Below are 19,231 nucleotides of genomic sequence, written 5' to 3' on the forward strand. Positions count from 1 at the left end.
AACACTGTGAGTAAGGACTATCACTTATGCCAATGACAAAAGATCTATCTCACCTACTTCCTCAAGTCATCGAGATTGCCCGCAGTGCTGGGCAAATGATCCTCGAAATATATGAAAAGAAGCAATACGAGGCCTACACCAAAAGTGACGAAACTCCCGTAACAAGTGCAGATATTGCAGCTCACAAGTTCATCACTGAACGCTTGAGTGATCTGACGCCTGACATTCCCGTGTTGTCAGAAGAAGACGCAGACATAAGCTTAGAGCAACGCGCTCAGTGGGAACGTTATTGGTTAGTCGACCCTCTTGATGGTACTCAAGAATTCATCGCTCGCAGTGGTGACTTTGCCACTATTATTGCGTTGGTCGACAACAATCGACCAACCATGGGCGTCGTTTACGGCCCTGTATCTGGCGTGACTTACTACGCTTATAATGGCAAAGGCGCCTGGAAAATTCCCGACATGTCGGACAGCGTCAAAATCCATACACACAAACACGAACAGCCAGAGCAAAGCATCGCAATTGCTATTAGTCGTCGCCAAGACATCAATCGTATTACTAACCGTATGAGCAGCGCCTGGAATTACGACTTAATACCGCTCGGTTCTGCAGCATTGAAAGCATGCCTCGTCGCGGAAGGGGCGGTAGATTGCTATCTCCGACTAGGTCCAACAGGTGAGTGGGACACCGCTGCGACACAATGCATTGTTGAAGAAGCTGGCGGACGTATTCTCAGCACGCAATTAGAACCGCTGTCATATAACGAGCGGGAAACACTAGAAAACCCGAACTTTATTGTTCTTGGTGATGCGGATTTACCTTGGAATGAGATTTTACAACGCAAAGATTAAGCGCCTTATCGGTAAAATTTAGAGCACAAAATTCTAGCAATAGAAAGGCCACGAATATCTTCGTGGCCTTTTCTTTTTGACCTTCTGTACAGCACTTGGAGCATTTGGCCTACTATGTTCCAATTGCCTGCAAAGCTGAACGAAAGAAAACAAATCGATTAAAAATCATGGCTTTAAACTTTCACTCATTCCCAATCAAGATCGAATGTACAGCGAATAGAGGTTTTAGCTTACGATGATCCAAAAGCAAAAAGAGCTGCACAATAGCAGCTCTTTTAAGATATTGGATTTTGTCACGATAGGTTAGAAGCGCCCTTGGTAATTAAACTCATATTGACCTTGAGCATTCGGCTTACCCAGCCATTTCAGTTGCTCCCCCATGCTGGATGGGAACTCTGCACCAGGTTTGAACCACGCTTTGGTTGAGTACCGTTGATTAGGCATCAGTTCAGCGGAAAACGCCGCAGAGACTTGTTTGCTGCTCTGCTCACCAGTTGCCGTCAATACACTATCCTGACAGTTTATATCGGCAATCACAGGACCGAGATCTAAGCTGCCAACGGGGCTTTGAATACCACTGGCATTCCATACTAAAGTGCCTTCACCGTTCTTACACCAAGGCGCAGCATAAGTCGCATGACGAATATTCAGCTCAAGTTGCCCATCAACACCAACAGGCACAGGGAGGCGCGCTTGCTCAACAACTTTTACCGCCGGAATCGAGGCAACTAAGTTTTTGGCATAAGGGCCATCACTTAAGCTATAACCGACAAAACCGCGCCCACGAACGTCCATTTCACTACCACGACCAAAGCGCACAGCAAACTCAGCTTTACCTGTCAGTAGACTCGACCATTGGAAATCCCAATTAACTTCTCCAAGGTTCTGGCGCTGCCAACGAATACTAGAAGCTTGACCTTGCCATACCGAACCGTTGGCTCCTTGAATGTCCAGGCCTCTCACTGTTGGTGCTTGTTGTAACACCCAAGAGACTGGTAATCCCATTAAAAGACTGACTGAAAAAAAGACGATAAAGATAACAACGTAAAGTACTGCTCGCTTCACCTTAACCTCGCTTAAACTGAAGGCGGTTTACATCGATCATGCCCGCTTGCTCTGTTCGGTCGATATCTAAAAATTCGACTTCAATACCCTGTTGCTCTTTCAAGTAACGTAACCAATCCACTAGTTGATTAAACGCGAGTGGTTTGATCCACACTTGAACGCTCTCATTACGAGGTTGTACTCTAATCAACTCAACTTTATAACGACGAGCTGAAGAAGAAACCAACTGATTCAACGGTTGACTAGAGTAGCTCACACCGCTGCTTTTTCGCAGTGCAGTGATGCCATCCGCTTTATCTTGTACCCAAGCTAGCAACTGCTTTTCACTTTGAATACGTGACTGAGCTAGCTCCGCACGTTGACTCATTGGCTGTAATAAACCCCAATAAATAATACCGATAACGGCAATAGCGCCACATCCCATGACCAAACGCTGCTCACGCTGCGAGATGCTGCTCCACCAAACCTGAGCTTGAGAAATTAAATTTTTCATCATCACCTCACAAACGCTTCAAAACAAAGCTGCCAACCACAACGTTATCGCTACGGTTCAACTGACCTTGCTCAACATTAAACTTCTCTGCCAATTTCACACGAGCCTGCTCAAAAGGTTGGAAGTCTGAACTACGAGCCTGAATACGTACTTCGCCACGTTGTCCGTCGTATTTAAAGCTAGTGATCTCCAAGTCGCTGACCTGACCAAGCGTCGCGGGTAATGCCGCCAACCATGACAACATTGCCTGCTGGCCACTTCCACCAGATAAGCGGCGCTCTTCATCATCCATTTGTCGTTTGAGGTAACTAACGGTAGGAATGCGTCGTTTATTTGGGAACACCTGGCGGAAAATACGCTCACTCTCCTCACGATACGCTTGAGCTTGTGCTTCGTACTTGTGGACCACGAGCAACTGCTGCGCAACCATGACGACGATAAGCACCCCCGCAGCAATGGTGGCTTTTTGCCAGAGCTTCCAGTATTTACCCCAAGAAGATTTCGGCTTGAAGCTCCCAGTCAGCAAATTGACTTTGCTTTCTGTCACCCCCTTCGCCAGTAAAGCCATCGTCATTTCTTCTGGTTGCGGATCCCATATTTCAGGTAACGCAGATTCCGGGACCGAGCTAAAGCAATCGAGCTTCCAACCTTCATGATTTTGTAGATAAGAAGAGAGGTAAAGGTCTAACCAAGAAGCGTCGACAACCGCGCCCTCTGTCGCAGAGTGACGAATTAGCCATTGCTCGCCAATCATTGCAGCACTGCTGTGATCTCCACGAACCGGTAACGCAAGCACATCGGGTAAAATGCGTTTAATGGCGATACCTTGGCTTGAGAAACGTTGCAGTACAGTCTGAATCCAAGCACGTTCAACTGCGCAAATCTGCGCTTTATCCGCTTGTTTACCCAACACGCTAAAGTGCAGGCCATCAACGTCCTGAGCAACTTCGTCTTCCACTAAGTACGGTAACATAGCCTCGAATTGGCGTGTTGCACCAGGTGGTATATCCACTTGCGTCAGGACTACATCATTACTCGCCAACAGCGCCACAACTTGGCGCTGACCAGCATATGAGACCAATTCATCTAAGTGTTCCCACCCGGCGATTTCACCGCTAGCAATCACTTCCTGTTGATCTGTCGACCACACCACCCAAGGAATGGTACTTTGTTGTTCGCTACTCAGCCGAACGGTCAGAAACTCGCTCACTGATCCCTCCAAAACGACGGCGAACTACGGTCACCGTTTCTCTATTTGTACTTTGCAAAAGGCTTCGGATACGTACACGTGATTCATCCACCAACACTTGTGCATCCAATTCAAAAAAGGCGCTATCTACACCCAAATAGCCTTTGGCGTTTTTCTTTACATCTTCACTTAAGCCAGCCATTTCTGACTCTGCTAAAAATTCATCAATGCTATCCCACCCATCAAATGGGCGTTTTTCAATTAGCTGAATCGCATCACTACTGCTTAAGTTTGGTGAGAACATTGCCACCAAAATCGGAGCTTGCTCAACATCAATCGTATTCACGTTTAAACGCCAGTCATCACTTGGCAATGCACAGACCAACGGCTCCAATTTTTGGAAAATTTCACCACTCACCTGATAGACAGCCCGTAACTCGGAAGCATCTGCCATCCAACCATTTGATGCCAAATAGGAAGGTTTCATCGCTTCATATGTGCTGTCTTCAACCCCAGTAGTCGAACGGACAGAGTCATCAGCATCAATGTATTCCCAAGTAGAGTCTGCAATGATTTCTGCTTGATATGGCTCGACATCCAACTCTTCTAATAGGCGCTGCAATACATTCACTAAATATGGTCTTGTAATTTGCTGACCCGTTGGTTGCACACGACTCAATACATTTAGATTAAAGCACGCTTGCTTGTCTCTAATTCGTCCCGCCGCTTGACCATAATCTAACGGATAGACTTGCTCTTTTATCGCCCACGGTTGACTCATATTAATCGTGTCGGTGTCTTTATAACTTTGTTCGATACCCACTTTTGCTAGCGCCTCGACGCCAAGGCTGTACCAGTACGCTTGCTGGTAATTGATTTGATTAGCGCCTCGCTGAAACTGCAAGAACAAACGTTCCGACATGCTGGCGGCAACCGTCGCCATAATCGCCAGCAACATCAACACTATAATCAAAGCAACACCGCGCTGACGGTTAACCATTATTGCTGTCTCCTGAACTTTCCTCTTTCTGACTCAATGTGCCATCAGGAGTGAGATAAGTGCGGGTAATTTCTCCATAGTCTTTGAGAGTTAGAACAACAGAAACCGCTTTCGGCAGCGCTTTTTCTTCAGCCCACTCTTTTTTCCATTGCTTACCATCATAGAAACGCATATCAAATGACTCGACCTGCGTTAGCAATGGAGTAACAGTACCTTGTTGCCCAACCGGCGTATCAGGATAGCGCCACCATACTCGCTGCAGTGTTTCTTCTTTTAAGCGATAGCCAACCTTGGTTACTTCTCCACGAGGGAACTGCTGCTGAGGGTTGTGCCAACCTAAACGGGCAAACATCAGTCCTTTGGTATCGGAGTCCAACAGGTAATCGGACCAAAAAATTAGCCGGCTAGCAGGCTCTTCACCATTAGTACGTGTTTGACGCATCGCCATTTGACGAAAATCGTTATCCATCATCACCATGGCACGCTGAATTTCGTTTAAGCGTTGGGTTCGTTCTTGTGATAGCGCATTGCTACGCTGTACTTGCGATACCACTTGGTACGCAGCGACACTTAAACTGGCAAAGATGGCAATCGATACCAACACTTCAATAAGTGTAAAACCTTTTACCCTTTGGCGCGTATTTGCGCGGGGATGATTATTGCGCCACATAGCTTCGTACCGTTACTACAGGGCTCGCGCTTTTCTCTACCGAGACGCTCACATCAAATGCTTTCAGCAATGGCTGCGTCGTGGCGACTGGCGTGACTTTCCAGAACCAAGTGCGTCCTGCCAGCTCTTCTGTGCCGTTTTTCGCTTTGAGTTCTCCGGTATTCAACATCACATTTGCCATCTGATTATCCACAACCATGGCTGCAAACATTTTTTCTTCTAAATAACTGATTGTATTAATATGCTGGCTCACGGAGCGAATGACACTGATGGCAGCGGTGGCGAAAATTGCCAGTGCGACCAATACTTCCAGTAAGGTCATGCCTCTCATCCGGCGATGACTCAAATTTGGGCGAGCTTGCTTAAAATTGCGCATTCTCATCCTCTTTCACTTCTTCGCCCGGAGCTAATAACAAAATTTGTCCACTTTCTTTGCCAATGACTCGCCAACCGTCATTAAAGGCATCACCATTTTGCGGAAAAAAAGACAGGGTAAATGGCGTGACTTCGGCGCTGGAAAAGATAAACACTTGCGGTGGCTCAATTTTCTTTTCGTCCTCTTCTTCTGCGAACATGTCTTCATCAAAAAGAGAACCTGGTTTGAATAAGCGCTCATCATTATCCCAAGCACCACCGCCGAGTTCGAGTTGTAGCGTAATATCTTCTTCTAGCTTGGTTTTGCTCGGAATCTGCTTTAATTTCAGAGGCTGCCAACCTTCTGAGGTTAAACTCAGTAGAGCGTAGGTCGATTTGGCATCATCCACTCGAACGCCAAAATCTTTACCGCTCAGCACAGCTTCTTCATTGAGCAGCTGTAAACGCTGAAAAAAGCTTTGAGCATACTGTTTGGAAAGATCTTTTTGGCTAGTCGGTAACGTCGAGATCACGGCCACAGCCGTAAGAGATAGCAAAACCAGCACCAATAGAATTTCTATCAATGTAAAACCGTTATGTTTTCGCATTTGTTTCATTAGTGCTGGCTTAGGCTCAATTATTGGAAGTCTTGCATGTTCCAGTTGCCAATATCTGCAGCTGGACCTTCTCCACCCTCTTGGCCATCTGCGCCTAGAGTGAAGATATCGATTGTACCGTTATCACCTGGGCTTAAGTATTGGTACTGGTTGCCCCAAGGGTCATTAGGAAGACGTTTGATGTAACCACCATCACGGTAGTTGCGTGGCTCTGGGTTAGATGGCTTGCTAACCAATGCTTCTAGACCTTGGTCCGTTGTTGGGTAAACGCTGTTATCCAACTTGTACATATCTAGGGCATTTTCCAGCGCTACGATGTCCGTAATCGCTTTTTGTTGGTCAGCCTTCTCTTTGTTACCCAATAGGTTTGGAACAACGAAACTTGCCAAAATACCAAGGATAACGACAACAACCATCACTTCTAAAAGTGTAAAACCCTGTTGTTTACTACGCTTAAACTTCATTTTTTTCTCCGAAAGTTAGATTAAAGCCATGCCGTTAGTAGACACGTCTTAATTCGAAATTATCCGCTCATCAAGTTATTCATTTCTAGCATTGGCATCAAGGTCGCCATCACAATGAACAACACTAATCCAGCCATTAATGCAATCAGCGCAGGAGTAAACACACCCAGAGCAATATTGACTGTTGATTCAAAGTTTTGATCTTGGTTATCGGCTGCCCGCGTCAACATGCTCTCTAATTCACCACTTTGCTCACCACTGGCGATCATGTGTAGCATCATTGGTGGAAACAAGCGAGTTTGGTCCAACGCCTTACGCAAACTAGCGCCCTCTCGGACGTTATCCGCTGCAAGCAAGACTTGCTGCTTCACATAACGGTTAGACATAACATCTACCGCAACGCGCATACCCTCGAGAATTGGAATCGCACTGGAAGTACAGATCGAAAGTGTTCGTGCGAATCGTGCGGTATTCAAACCTCGAGAGATCTTACCTATTAGCGGTAAGCTCAAGATTTTTCTGTCCCAAGCTAAGCGAAAGTCTGGCTTTTGCAACGCCAGTTTGAGGCCATAGAAAAGCGCCACCAGCACAACGAAAATAATCAGCCCCCAATCTTGCACAAACTCACTGGCTGCCAGTAAAAATTGCGTCGATTGAGGTAACTCTTGGCCCATCTGAATGATGGGTTCAATGATTTTAGGAACCACTGTCGCCAATAAGAACGAAACGATGACAACCGCGAATACCACCAAAACTACAGGATAAATCATGGCTTGAAGCAATTTAGATCGCATCTTTTGGCGGTTTTCGACATAGTCTGCCAAACGCTCTAATACGGTATCGAGGTGACCTGATTTTTCGCCCGCCGCAACCATAGAGCGGTACAGTTCATCAAACACGTGTGGGTAATCGGCAAAACTGTCGGCAAGCGGATAACCCTCTGTTACTTTCGAGCGAACCGCAGCCAACATAGAACGAATCCTCGGCTTTTCAGCCTGCTCAGATACCGCACGCAAACACTCTTCCAAAGGCATTCCTGATTGGACTAGCGTAGACAATTGCCGTGTGATGAGTGCCAGCTCAGATGTTGAGATACCGCGCTTAAAGCTGACTGAACCTGAAGACTTAGCCGATTTAGCTTTCGTCTCGACCACTTCAATCGGGATCATCCCTTGCTCTTTGAGTCGCTGGCGCACTTGTCGGGCGTTGTCCCCTTCTATCGTGCCTTTTTTATGCTTGCCTTTTGCATCTAGCGCTTTGTACTCAAATGCCGCCATTAGGTTTCCTTCGTCACTCGCATCACTTCTTCAAGTGACGTAATACCACGACGTACTTTGCTTAAACCATCACTGCGAATACTTGGCGTATGGGCGCGAACGGCTCTCTCAATTTCTTGTTCACCAGACTCTCGATGAATCAACTCTTGCACTTGCTCATCAACCATAATGAGCTCGTGGATACCTGTTCGACCTCGGTAGCCTTTTTGGTTGCACGCTTCACAGCCTTTTGCTCGGTGCAGTTCTAACGGTTCATGCGCTTCCATACCAAACAGTTTTTTCTGTTCCGCATCGGCTTCATACGGCTCTTTACAGCTTGGACAAAGCGTTCGAACTAAGCGCTGCGCTAGCACCCCTAATAACGAAGAAGAAATAAGGAATGGCTCAATACCCATATCACGTAGACGCGTAATCGCACCCACTGCGGTGTTGGTGTGGAGAGTAGACATTACCAAGTGACCCGTTAAGGACGCTTGCACTGCAATTTGTGCGGTTTCTAAGTCACGGATCTCACCGACCATCACCACATCCGGGTCCTGACGCAGAATGGCACGCAAGCCGCGCGCAAACGTCATGTCGACCTTTGGGTTCACCTGAGTTTGACCGATGCCATCAATATCAAATTCGATCGGGTCTTCAACCGTTAGAATGTTGCGCTCGTTGCTATTGATCTCTTGCAAGCCAGCATACAAGGTGGTGGATTTACCAGAACCTGTCGGGCCCGTCACCAAGATGATACCGTGAGGGCGGCCAATCAAGTGACGGAAGTTGTCATGCACTGAAGGTGTCATGCCCAAACTATGTAAATCAAGACGAGTCGCGTTTTTATCCAACAAACGCATTACCACGCGCTCACCATGTGAGGACGGCATCGTAGATACACGCACGTCCACCGCACGACCACCGATACGCAACGAAATACGGCCATCTTGAGGCACACGCTTTTCTGCGATATCTAGTTTAGCCATAACCTTCACACGAGAAACTAGCAAAGGCGCTAGCTTACGGCTTGGAGTCAGGACTTCACGCAATACGCCATCGACACGGAAACGAATCGAAAGGGTTTTCTCGAACGTCTCAATATGAATATCCGAAGCACCTTCTTTGATCGCTTCGCCCAACATGGCGTTGATCAATTTGATGATTGGCGCATCGTCTTCCGATTCTAATAAGTCTTCATCGTGCGGCAGTTCTTCAGCCAAAGAGAAGAAATCATCGCTATCAGCACCAATATCTTCCATCAACTGACGCGCTTCAGACGAGTCACGTTGATATGCTTCGGTCAGCTTTTTATCAAAGGCTTCTTTATCGATAGGTTGTGGTACGAAGCTTTTCTTTAATACACGACGGACTTCAACCAGAGCCGCAGGGTTAAGCGGCTCGACATAGTAAAGAATAGGTGGACGCTCAGGATGCTCTGTCTCCAGCACCAGTTTAAAGCGGTTGGCAAAACTGAATGGCAGACGACGCATACTTGGCGCTGTGTCTAACATATCAACCATTAGTTGTTTTCCATTTGATCAATAAACGCTTGAATCTCTGTTGGGTGCTGACGCTCCTGGCCAAAGGCAGGCATAACCGGGATCTTCTCGTCAGCCATCAACTTCAACCCTTGATCCGCTTTGTAAAGCTGTTCTGCGCGAATAAAGTTGTATTTACGCTGCGTAATACCGTCGGCCGTCACACCATCGCGAATAATCGTCGGCTTGATGAACACCATCAAGTTACGTTTTTCTGTTTGCGTGCTAGTTGACTTGAACAGATGGCCAAGTACCGGAATGTCACCCAATAGCGGCACTTTGGACTCACTTTCAAGTGCGCGTTCATCGACCAAACCACCAAGAACCAACATCTGACCATCTTGGATCATGACAGAGGTGTTTAACTGTCGTTTAGCAAAGCGAACGTCAACCGCACCGTTTGCGCCTAATACGTTGGAAACTTCTTGTTCAATGTTTAACTGTACAGAGTCACCTTCGTTAATTTGTGGCACTACTTTGAGTTTGATACCGACTTCTTTACGGTCAACCGTTTGGAATGGGTTGTCGTTGTTTGAGCCAGCCGTAGAGCCCGTAATAACCGGAACCTCTTCACCCACAATAAATGATGCTTCGCCATTATCCATTACGGTAATACTCGGAGAAGATAGAATGTTTGAGTTGGAGTCAGAAGCAACAGCACTAATTAGCGCTGTCCAGTCACCCATGACAATACTCATTGCCGCACCATTTACTCCGCTAAGCGCTGACGCTAGCGTAGAGTAGTCACCTGATTCAGTAACATCATATGGCGTTCGTTCGCCATTAGAGTTGGTATAGTATTCAGTGCGGGTTTGATCTTTTGCTTCTTCTAGACCAACCATCACCTGACCAATCGGGGCTCCTGAGTTACCGTACTGAATTACAGCACCCGTTTCTAATGAACCCCACTGAACACCTAGGTTAATACCATCACCTTCAGACATTTCGACAATTAACGCTTCAATAAGAACCTGAGCACGACGAATATCGAGTTGAGAAATGACGTCTTGTAATGCCATCATAATATCTGGCGGCGCTGTTAAAACTAACGAGTTAGTTGCAGCGTGAGCAGCAATGACGACCTCACCACGCGATGCACCTGATGTTTTCTGACCAGCTTGCTTTTCAGCTTGCAGGTTATCGGAAACACCTTTCAATACATCCACCAAGTCTTCAGCTTTCGCATTTTTCAGGTACACAACTCGGTTGTTACCTTTTGTCGCCATTTCAACATCAAGTTGACGAATCAAACGTTTCAAGCGGGCTCTTACTTTTGGATCACCAGAAATTAAAATCGCGTTAGTACGTTCATCGGCCACAATTTTAGGTTCAAGGAACTCTGGCGTGCTTTTCTGATTCGCACTTTTATTCAGTGCTTCGACAATGCGTACCATTTCAGCAGCAGATGCATTACGCAGCTCCACCAATTCAATTTCTTTATCGCCGGCTTGGTCAACACGCTTGATGATCTCTGCTAAGCGATTCACTACTGCCGCACGACCAGTAATCAAGATAATATTCGCTGGATCATAATGAACCACGTTACCGGCACCGGCGTTATCAATCAGCTGACGAAGTAGAGGAGACAACTCACGGACCGACACATTACGCACCGCGACAACTCGAGTGATAACACTATCGCCTTGCGCGCTACCATCACCTAACACAGGGATTGCTGAGGTTTTTGAGTCTTTTGCTTTGATAACCTTAAGTACCCCATTGTCCATCTCTACGACTGCGTAACCGTATACTTCAAGGACATTAAGGAAAAAGCTGTAATATTGCTCTTCGTTAAGTACGTCATAGCTGCGGACATCGATCTTACCGCGTACTGAAGGATCAACAATGATGGTCTTTTCGAGGTTACGACCCACTATGTTGATGAATTCTTGAATATCAGTGCCTTTAAAGCTCGCACTAAATTCGTTTGCCATTGCACCTGGTACGCAGAGTAAACTTCCTGCTAGTAGCCAAGCACTTTTGCTGAACCAATGTTTCACGTATGTCTCCCTGAACTTACGCCGGTTGCCTAAGTCTTACAATTGGATATAGATATCGTACTGTTGGCCGTCTCGCTCAACAGTTAAATTTAATTCTTGCGGATCGCTCATCACTTGCATCAGTTGTACTGAAGAAGACGGATCACTTAAATCGATCCCGTTCAGTTGAACCGCAATATCACCAGGTTGTAGCCCTACATCATTAAATAATGCGGCATCACGACCAGGTGATACTCGATAACCAACAATGTCTCCGTCTTTTTTGACGGGTGAAATGGTGATGTATTTAAAAACGCTTTGTGGATCTTTCGCAATTTCTTCGCGGATTTGCTCTAATTTCTCTCCAACGTCAGACGTCGCTGCTTCTGCTCGCTGAGCTTGCGCCCTAGCTACCTGCGGCGATTCAGATAGCTTCTTATATTCTATACCTTGCATCATTAAGGTCTCGTCTCGACCTTGGTTATCAATGATGACGCGATCCACCAATACCGCTTTTAGCGTCGCACGTGTCCCTTCGATTTCTTCACCCAAACCGTACGTAGCTTGCTTACCTCGGTTAGCAATAACAGCAAGGCTGGTATTGGCATCACTGCTGGCAACCGCACCGACTAGGGTGAGGTTAAGGCGCGTCTTAGGGGCGTCTTTAACAATAGGCTGTTCTACAACCGCCGCTTTTTGCTCAGTGTATTTACCGAATAGGTTGGCATTCTGAAGGGCATTAAAATCTATCGCGTCGCCTTTATTGCTCGCAGCAACGCTACTCGCCGATGGACGCCATTGCGGCACTTCCGACGATTGAGGTATGGCTAACCACACAATTTTGCCAAGTATCCATCCGGTTATCGCAATAAACAGACAGGTAAGCAACAAGCTAAGTTTGGCTTGAATGGTATAATGATTGGACTTGATCTGAGCCAGTAGCGGTCTGCTTGATAATCCTGCACTTAGCTCTAAACGTTTCACTGAATGGATTCCTTTATTCTAACGTCCGTCATTTAAGCTATAACGATAGCTATCGACTTTAAATTGCTAAATTTGCAATAAAATTATTACTCAACAAAGAGCAGTGAACTATATCACAAGTTGTCTTTCATACCTTTTTCTTATGCAGTTTTTGCCAACTCCCTTGAAAAAAATACGCCTTGACTCCATCTGTAGGTGAATAATCCATCACTCATTGCCGTATTCGGGCAGTGATTAGATAGCGTAGTGTTCTATGAGTTCCCTAAATGAAGCCGTTAGGCTAGATAAATGGCTATGGGCCGCAAGATTTTACAAAACCCGCTCCATCGCGCGTAACATGGTCGATGGCGGTAAAGTCCACTATAATGGCCAACGAAGCAAGCCGAGTAAAATCGTTGAAGTGGGCGCTGAAGTCAGACTTCGTCAAGGCAACGAAGAAAAAATCGTGATCATCGAACAAATCTCAGATCAACGCCGAGGCGCTCCCATCGCACAAACCTTATATCGCGAAACCAATGAGAGTATCGCAAAACGTGAGGAACACGCGACTCAACGTAAGCTTAATGCCCACAACCCAAGTCCGGAACGCCGCCCAGATAAAAAGCAGCGCAGAGACATCATTAAGTTCAAACACCAATAAAAGCCGGAATTACCAACGAGGAAAGCACTCCATGGCAAATAATGTTTTAAACCGCTACCTATTCGAAGATCTTTCAGTACGTGGCGAGTTGGTACAATTGGATGAAGCGTACCAACGTGTTATCTCCAGCAAGGAATATCCGGCAGCAATAGAGAAACTGCTGGGTGAGCTACTCGTTTCAACTACTCTTTTAACTGCCACTCTTAAGTTCGAAGGTTCGATCACCATCCAGCTACAAGGCGACGGTCCTGTGTCTCTTGCCGTTATCAACGGTGACCATAACCAACGTGTTCGTGGCGTAGCTCGCTGGGAAGGCGATGTTGCCGATGACGCAAATATTCACGATCTAATGGGTAAGGGCTACCTTGTGATCACCATTGAACCGAAAAACGGCGAGCGTTACCAAGGCGTCGTTGGACTAGAAGGTGACACTTTAGCAGAAGTGCTAGAAGGCTACTTTGCAAACTCAGAGCAGTTAAAAACGCGCCTATGGATCCGCACTGGTGAGCATGAAGGCAAAGCACACGCAGCAGGTATGTTGATTCAAGTGATCCCTGACGGCACTGGCTCTCCAGATGATTTCGAACATCTAGAGCAGCTCACTGACACAGTAAAAGATGAAGAATTGTTTGGTTTAGAAGCGAACGAGTTATTGTATCGACTATATAACCAAGACAAAGTACGTCTGTACGAGCCGCAACCTGTCGAGTTCCATTGTGGCTGTTCTCGTGAGCGTAGCGGTGCCGCAATCATCACCGTTGAGAAAGCTGAAATTTATGACATTTTGGCAGAAGTTGGATCAGTTTCTTTACATTGTGATTACTGTGGCACAACTTATACGTTCGACGAATCTGAAGTCACTGAACTGTATGCACAAGCTTCTACAGACAAGAAAACCCTGCATTAATTTACATAGCTTATCAAGCACGTAATTTACCCTACAAAAGGCCAGCTTAATGCTGGCCTTTTTGTGATCAACCCCTCGTAATAACTAGCCTCAAGCGTAATAAAACAACTGCTTAATTTTAAACAATTAATAATGATTTTGCCCTAGCGCAAAGGATTGCGTGCACGATAGACTATTCCCACCAATATGTGACGGGTTACCTAAAACCTTATTGAAATCATGGGTAAATTTTGAGCTATCTCCCTGTTTTCTCCCCGCCCCGTTGCTAGCATGGTGAGCAGATTAAAATTAAAACATTCTTACAAAATCCCTACAAAATCCTTATAAGGAGCACCTATGACCGTTATGGAACATACTAAGGCTGCAACACTTGATCTAACCAAGCACGGACTGCATAACGTAAAAGAGGTTATTCGCAACCCAAGCTACGAAATGTTGTTTGAGGAAGAAACGCGTGAAGACCTAACCGGTTATGAGCGCGGCGTGGTTACTGAACTAGGTGCGGTTGCCGTTGACACTGGCATCTTTACTGGTCGCTCACCAAAAGATAAATACATCGTCAAAGACGCTACGACAGAAGAACATATGTGGTGGACGTCTGATCAAGTGAAAAATGATAACAAGCCAATCACTCCTGAAGTGTGGGACGAGCTAAAAGAACTGGTCACAAACCAGCTTTCTAACAAACGCTTGTTTGTTGTTGACGGTTACTGTGGTGCAAACCCAGATACACGTTTGAGCATTCGTGTTATCACAGAAGTCGCATGGCAAGCGCACTTCGTTAAAAACATGTTTATTCGCCCGACGGAAGAAGAGTTAGCGACATTTGAACCAGACTTCGTAGTAATGAATGGCGCAAAATGCACTAATCCAAAATGGGAAGAGCAAGGCCTGAACTCAGAAAACTTCACCGTATTTAACCTAACTGAGCGCATGCAACTTATCGGTGGTACTTGGTACGGTGGTGAAATGAAGAAAGGTATGTTCGCCATGATGAACTACTTCCTTCCACTAAAAGACATCGCATCAATGCACTGTAGCGCTAACATGGGCAAAGATGGCGATGTAGCGGTATTCTTCGGTCTATCTGGTACGGGTAAAACGACCCTGTCGACTGATCCTAAACGTGCGCTAATTGGTGATGATGAGCACGGCTGGGATGATGACGGTGTCTTCAACTTCGAAGGTGGTTGTTACGCAAAAACCATCAAACTTTCGAAAGAAGCGGAGCCGGACATCTACAACGCAATTCGTCGTGATGCACTGCTAGAAAACGTAACAGTACGTGGCGATGGCTCTATCGACTTTGATGATGGTTCGAAAACAGAAAACACACGTGTTTCTTACCCTATCTACCATATCGATAATATCGTTAAGCCAGTATCAAAAGGCGGTCACGCGAATAAAGTGATCTTCCTATCAGCCGATGCATTTGGCGTACTGCCTCCAGTATCTAAATTGACACCTGAGCAAACTAAGTACCACTTCCTGTCTGGCTTTACCGCCAAACTAGCGGGAACAGAGCGCGGTATTACTGAGCCAACACCAACTTTCTCTGCTTGTTTCGGCGCGGCGTTCCTAACGCTCCACCCAACAAAATACGCGGAAGTACTGGTAAAACGCATGGAAGCAGCAGGCGCTGAGGCTTACCTAGTGAATACAGGTTGGAACGGCACTGGCAAACGTATCTCTATTCAAGATACACGCGGAATTATTGATGCCATTCTTGATGGTTCGATTGAAGAAGCACCAACTAAGCACATTCCTATCTTCAATCTTGAAGTACCAACGTCACTACCAGGTGTGGATCCTAGCATTCTAGACCCTCGCGACACGTACGTTGACCCACTTCAGTGGGAAAGCAAAGCGAAAGATTTAGCAGCGCGCTTTATCAATAACTTTGATAAATACACAGACAACGCTGAAGGTAAATCCCTGGTTGCGGCTGGTCCTCAGATTGATTAAATCGAGTAACAGCGACGTCGCGTAAACGCAGTGAAAAGTTGGCATTAACTTATCACCTTTACGTAGGCCAAGTTACAAAAATTGCTTCAAGCCCCTCTTTTGAGGGGCTTTTTATTGAATACCACAGAATATTGATACAAGCTAAAGCCTATCTAGTTTTATTTCATAACACACGTAGGTTCTAGCAAAGATGAAAACAGCGCGTCGAGTTCTACTTCTGTTACTGGTTATCTTAGTTGCCATTCCAGCCGCTACGATTGCGCTGCTAACAACATCTTACGCGGACGCAACCTGGCGCTTGCTGTCAAACACCTTTTCTCTTCCCTTCCGGGCCGGAAGCGTGCGTTATGGCTTTCCCTATCACCTAACTTTACAACGCGTAAACACCAGCGGAGACGATGCGTCTTACATCGATCAAGTCGATTTATGGATGAATCCCGATGTTTATCGCGATGGTAAATGGATCGTTGATAGTTTATTGATTGATGGTATGAGCTTGCAGTATGGCGCACCAAAGCTCCCACCTTTAGAGAACGTTTTATTCCATCAAATCGCGCTCAAAAATATTGATTACGCCGACGAGCAGCTCTCTGCCAATGGCATTGACCTTCAAATTCAATCACCACAATGGAATGGTCAATTAATACCATATGGCGAAGTTCAACTTGCAGCTGACCAACTCTATTGGAATGGCGAAGCCTTTAATCAAGTCTTAGTCGATATAGACTACAAACCGCAAGACAGTACGCTTTATGGCACCTCTTTTAACTGGCGTAACAGTCAAATATCTGGGCAAGGGGAGCAGTATCCTCAAGGCTGGTCTTTAGTAAATGTGACCATCAACAAGCTGAAACTGAGTAATACGCAGCGCCAATCACTGCTTGCAAAACCTTGGCACGATCTACCATTTAACATTAATCATATTAATAGCTTAGATTTGCTTAACGCCGATATTGAATGGGGCGACTGGCACTGGCAGAACTTGGATCTTTCTGTGGAAAACGCCACACTGCCACTGTCTCTCTGGAAGACAAAAGCTCAAGTGTCATTGCAGGCGGATAGCGTTCGATTCCAGCAGCAAACCGCAATAGAGCCACGTTTGAGTGCCGCTATCGAGCCAGGAGTAATCCAGCTCAACGAGCTCAGCTTAGATTGGCAGCAAGGTCGAGTGCAAGTTTCTGGATTGTTCACGCCAACACAATGGAAGCTCAAAGAAGCCTCTATTCAAGGCCTCAAGTGGGCAACACAGCCAGAAGACAACCTAAATTGGTGGCACGCCGCCACCAGCGAGTTAGAGCATGTTGCAATCGAACGACTCGACATTGAGCGCAGCCAAATTATCCAGCTATCTCACGAACCTTATTGGCAACTTTCCGGTTTAAATATCGAAGGGCAACAGCTTGATATTAAACAGTCGGCTCAACGTTGGGGCCTTTGGCAAGGTGAATTGGAAGTCAGCGTTGTCAATGCCAGCTATGACCAAATACTCACGTCTCACGCAGCACTTGCCATGCAAAGCAAAGATGGCTTTTGGCAATTGACTCGCCTTTTTGCGCCACTCGAGCAAGGCTACGTAGAAGGCATCGGACAAATAGATTTGAGTACCCCGAGCCAACCTTGGGCGCTCAACGTCAATGCTGATGGTATTCCCTTATCGCTCTTCCACGATTATTTTTTACCCGACACACTGGCTATTGATGGTTTTTCCGATCTCAGCCTCGATCTACAAGGGTTATCAGGTGATCGCAACATGCTGGCCTACAGCTTATCGGGTGAAGTGGAAGCCAATCTCCGAGATACCCGCTTGAAGTCCCAAGCGGATCATTCGCTCAAAGCCATTACCTTAAGTCCACTGCGTTTAAGCGCGCAACGAGGGGAAGTAGCCATAAAGCCGGTCACAATCTCAGGAAAAGCCATAAGTGGTAAGGTTTGGGGAACATTTGATATGGCCAACAACCCGCTAAGTGGCATTACTTATCAATTGGAAGAGACGTGCGGAAACATTGAAGGCGATCTACTAAGTGGTGAAACCCACCGTAATGAGTGCGTGAACGCATCAAAACTGGCCGAGCCTACTGATATTGAGACTCCACAGAAAAATGAACCTTCCATCGAGCAGCCAACCGTAATTGATAACATCAACTTGGAGACTCAAGAGGAAGAGCTTTACGAAGAAGTTATCGAAGAAGATGAAGTACCCGACACGAATACCGCAGCAGAACAAACCCTCTCACCGACAGAGCAAGAAGGTGAAACAGATAAGCGCCCAGCAGATCAGTCGGCGCTTACCCCATCAGCAACTGAGTAACTGCGAGTAGTTCGGTATCAACATATAGGTACCGACAAAATCCACAGCTGGCGTGTCACCACTATAAATCACTACGTGAATAACGATGCGTGCTTTGCGTCCCGACTCCAATCGGTCTAGGTCACCACTGATCCCATCCAACGAAGTACTCGCCACGGGGTTTTGTTCGACTGGTTGACGATAACGAATAGAGCTGTCGGCCAACACAATATCACCGTGCAACCCACGCTCTTTAAGCAGCAACCACGTCATCCCCCACCCTGTAAGGGTTGCTAAGGTAAAAGCTGACCCAGCGAACATGGTATTATGCGGATTAAGGTTAGGATTAAGCTGCGCACAGCATTCAAACTGGTAACCCGTGTACTGGTTAATTTTGATCCCCATTTTGTCGCTAATTGGGATTTGTTGCTCCCAGCGCTGTTGAAGCTCAGTACACCATTCAGGGCGACGTAACACATTGGCCATCGGATCCAGTTGCTTCACCATTTGCTGATGGCGCACAGGGCCACGCTCATCGGTCAGCTCGCCTCGACGCTCAAAGCCATTTTTTTCATAAAAGGCGATGGCATCTTCACGGGCATTACACACCAAGCGTTTCGCTCCTTCTTGGCGCGCTAACGACTCTAGTGCAACCAAAACCAGCGAACCCATCCCCTTGCTACGGCGATTATTTTTAACCGCCATATAGCGGATCTGGCCATCATTGTCCGGCGTAATGTATAAACGGCCAATCGCCATAGGACGACCTCGACCATCAACAATCATCCGGTGATGACTCATTTCGTCGTATTCATCGCGCTCTGAGCCGATCGGCATACGCCATGGCTCACGAAGCAGTTGCCAGCGAAACTGATAATACTTGTTTATCTGATTATCGGTTTTGGGAGTAATGAGTTTGAACATATCAATCCTTTGAAAGCACAACACTAATCAGTGTCGGAAAAA

18 protein-coding genes are annotated in these 19,231 nt (G+C 46.4%); 5 read left to right on the forward strand and 13 right to left on the reverse strand.

Annotation, left to right across the window (positions count from 1 at the left end; genetic code table 11):
- Positions 1–26 precede the first annotated feature (26 nt).
- Complete coding sequence (cysQ, locus tag J4N43_RS14855) at positions 27–854, forward strand: 3'(2'),5'-bisphosphate nucleotidase CysQ (RefSeq protein WP_005379308.1); 828 nt, start codon at positions 27–29, stop codon at positions 852–854.
- A 303-nt stretch (positions 855–1,157) separates the two neighbouring features.
- Here cysQ and J4N43_RS14860 read toward each other — a convergent pair whose 3' ends face one another.
- The 12 genes from J4N43_RS14860 to gspC are packed head-to-tail and all read right to left on the reverse strand — an operon-like array spanning position 1,158 to position 12,466.
- Entirely contained in the window at positions 1,158–1,919 is a 762-nt protein-coding gene (locus tag J4N43_RS14860; RefSeq protein WP_062730773.1) for a type II secretion system protein N, read from the reverse strand.
- A gap of 1 nt (position 1,920) precedes the next feature.
- The gene (locus tag J4N43_RS14865) at positions 1,921–2,412 is read right to left on the reverse strand and encodes a type II secretion system protein M (RefSeq protein ID WP_005383002.1); all 492 of its coding nucleotides are present in this window, start codon (positions 2,410–2,412) and stop codon (positions 1,921–1,923) included.
- 7 nt (positions 2,413–2,419) lie between these two features.
- Complete coding sequence (gene gspL / locus J4N43_RS14870) at positions 2,420–3,622, reverse strand: type II secretion system protein GspL (protein ID WP_033905912.1); 1,203 nt, start codon at positions 3,620–3,622, stop codon at positions 2,420–2,422.
- Complete coding sequence (gene gspK, locus J4N43_RS14875) at positions 3,591–4,601, reverse strand: type II secretion system minor pseudopilin GspK (protein ID WP_005379302.1); 1,011 nt, start codon at positions 4,599–4,601, stop codon at positions 3,591–3,593. Before gspK ends, gspL begins: the two co-directional genes overlap by 32 nt.
- Entirely contained in the window at positions 4,594–5,271 is a 678-nt protein-coding gene (gene gspJ / locus J4N43_RS14880) for a type II secretion system minor pseudopilin GspJ (RefSeq protein ID WP_054574181.1), read from the reverse strand. Before gspJ ends, gspK begins: the two co-directional genes overlap by 8 nt.
- Positions 5,258–5,647: a type II secretion system minor pseudopilin GspI gene (gene gspI / locus J4N43_RS14885; RefSeq protein ID WP_169644340.1), complete on the reverse strand. Its 390-nt coding sequence runs from the start codon at positions 5,645–5,647 to the stop codon at positions 5,258–5,260. The genes gspJ and gspI overlap by 14 nt, the downstream gene beginning before the upstream one ends.
- The gene (locus tag J4N43_RS14890) at positions 5,634–6,233 is read right to left on the reverse strand and encodes a prepilin-type N-terminal cleavage/methylation domain-containing protein (RefSeq protein ID WP_017635010.1); all 600 of its coding nucleotides are present in this window, start codon (positions 6,231–6,233) and stop codon (positions 5,634–5,636) included. Before J4N43_RS14890 ends, gspI begins: the two co-directional genes overlap by 14 nt.
- Positions 6,234–6,262: 29 nt before the next feature.
- Positions 6,263–6,706, reverse strand: coding sequence for a type II secretion system major pseudopilin GspG (gene gspG, locus J4N43_RS14895; RefSeq protein ID WP_005379298.1), 444 nt, complete (start codon positions 6,704–6,706; stop codon positions 6,263–6,265).
- Positions 6,707–6,765: 59 nt separating this feature from the next.
- A complete protein-coding gene (gene gspF / locus J4N43_RS14900) occupies positions 6,766–7,983 on the reverse strand; it encodes a type II secretion system inner membrane protein GspF (RefSeq protein WP_005382993.1) in 1,218 nt (405 codons plus the stop codon).
- Complete coding sequence (gspE, locus tag J4N43_RS14905) at positions 7,983–9,485, reverse strand: type II secretion system ATPase GspE (protein ID WP_005379296.1); 1,503 nt, start codon at positions 9,483–9,485, stop codon at positions 7,983–7,985. The genes gspF and gspE overlap by 1 nt, the downstream gene beginning before the upstream one ends.
- Positions 9,485–11,503, reverse strand: coding sequence for a type II secretion system secretin GspD (gene gspD, locus J4N43_RS14910; protein WP_005379295.1), 2,019 nt, complete (start codon positions 11,501–11,503; stop codon positions 9,485–9,487). The genes gspE and gspD overlap by 1 nt, the downstream gene beginning before the upstream one ends.
- 36 nt (positions 11,504–11,539) lie before the next feature.
- Complete coding sequence (gene gspC / locus J4N43_RS14915; RefSeq protein ID WP_053303408.1) at positions 11,540–12,466, reverse strand: type II secretion system protein GspC; 927 nt, start codon at positions 12,464–12,466, stop codon at positions 11,540–11,542.
- A 253-nt stretch (positions 12,467–12,719) separates the two neighbouring features.
- Here gspC and hslR point away from each other — a divergent pair, with 253 nt between their 5' ends.
- The 4 genes from hslR to J4N43_RS14935 all read left to right on the forward strand — a co-directional run bounded on the left by hslR (position 12,720) and on the right by J4N43_RS14935 (position 18,286).
- Entirely contained in the window at positions 12,720–13,106 is a 387-nt protein-coding gene (gene hslR, locus J4N43_RS14920) for a ribosome-associated heat shock protein Hsp15 (RefSeq protein ID WP_005379292.1), read from the forward strand.
- Positions 13,107–13,137: 31 nt separating this feature from the next.
- A complete protein-coding gene (hslO, locus tag J4N43_RS14925; RefSeq protein WP_005379290.1) occupies positions 13,138–14,013 on the forward strand; it encodes an Hsp33 family molecular chaperone HslO in 876 nt (291 codons plus the stop codon).
- Positions 14,014–14,349: 336 nt separating this feature from the next.
- On the forward strand, positions 14,350–15,978 hold the full coding sequence (pckA, locus tag J4N43_RS14930; RefSeq protein ID WP_005379288.1) for a phosphoenolpyruvate carboxykinase (ATP): 1,629 nt from the start codon (positions 14,350–14,352) through the stop codon (positions 15,976–15,978).
- Between the two features lie 190 nt (positions 15,979–16,168).
- Positions 16,169–18,286, forward strand: a complete 2,118-nt coding sequence (locus tag J4N43_RS14935) for an AsmA family protein (RefSeq protein ID WP_053349755.1) — start codon at positions 16,169–16,171, stop codon at positions 18,284–18,286.
- Here the strand turns inward: J4N43_RS14935 and J4N43_RS14940 are convergent.
- On the reverse strand, positions 18,272–19,189 hold the full coding sequence (locus J4N43_RS14940) for a bifunctional GNAT family N-acetyltransferase/hotdog fold thioesterase (protein WP_005379283.1): 918 nt from the start codon (positions 19,187–19,189) through the stop codon (positions 18,272–18,274). The two genes, J4N43_RS14935 and J4N43_RS14940, sit on opposite strands and share 15 nt — an antisense overlap.
- Positions 19,190–19,231 lie beyond the last annotated feature (42 nt).

Source organism: Vibrio sp. SCSIO 43009 (assembly GCF_023716525.1).
Taxonomy (GTDB): Bacteria; Pseudomonadota; Gammaproteobacteria; order Enterobacterales; family Vibrionaceae; genus Vibrio; species Vibrio alginolyticus.

Excerpts from the sequence above, each read along its gene's own strand:
- gspE (WP_005379296.1), bottom strand. The coding sequence starts at position 9,485 with ATGGTTGATATGTTAGACACAGCGCCAAGTATGCGTCGTCTGCCATTC.
- pckA (WP_005379288.1), top strand. The coding sequence starts at position 14,350 with ATGACCGTTATGGAACATACTAAGGCTGCAACACTTGATCTAACCAAG.
- gspG (WP_005379298.1), bottom strand. The coding sequence starts at position 6,706 with ATGAAGTTTAAGCGTAGTAAACAACAGGGTTTTACACTTTTAGAAGTG.
- gspF (WP_005382993.1), bottom strand. The coding sequence starts at position 7,983 with ATGGCGGCATTTGAGTACAAAGCGCTAGATGCAAAAGGCAAGCATAAA.
- gspJ (WP_054574181.1), bottom strand. The coding sequence starts at position 5,271 with ATGTGGCGCAATAATCATCCCCGCGCAAATACGCGCCAAAGGGTAAAA.
- hslO (WP_005379290.1), top strand. The coding sequence starts at position 13,138 with ATGGCAAATAATGTTTTAAACCGCTACCTATTCGAAGATCTTTCAGTA.
- cysQ (WP_005379308.1), top strand. The coding sequence starts at position 27 with ATGCCAATGACAAAAGATCTATCTCACCTACTTCCTCAAGTCATCGAG.
- hslR (WP_005379292.1), top strand. The coding sequence starts at position 12,720 with ATGAGTTCCCTAAATGAAGCCGTTAGGCTAGATAAATGGCTATGGGCC.
- gspI (WP_169644340.1), bottom strand. The coding sequence starts at position 5,647 with ATGCGCAATTTTAAGCAAGCTCGCCCAAATTTGAGTCATCGCCGGATG.
- J4N43_RS14890 (WP_017635010.1), bottom strand. The coding sequence starts at position 6,233 with ATGCGAAAACATAACGGTTTTACATTGATAGAAATTCTATTGGTGCTG.
- J4N43_RS14940 (WP_005379283.1), bottom strand. The coding sequence starts at position 19,189 with ATGTTCAAACTCATTACTCCCAAAACCGATAATCAGATAAACAAGTAT.
- J4N43_RS14865 (WP_005383002.1), bottom strand. The coding sequence starts at position 2,412 with ATGAAAAATTTAATTTCTCAAGCTCAGGTTTGGTGGAGCAGCATCTCG.
- J4N43_RS14935 (WP_053349755.1), top strand. The coding sequence starts at position 16,169 with ATGAAAACAGCGCGTCGAGTTCTACTTCTGTTACTGGTTATCTTAGTT.
- gspK (WP_005379302.1), bottom strand. The coding sequence starts at position 4,601 with ATGGTTAACCGTCAGCGCGGTGTTGCTTTGATTATAGTGTTGATGTTG.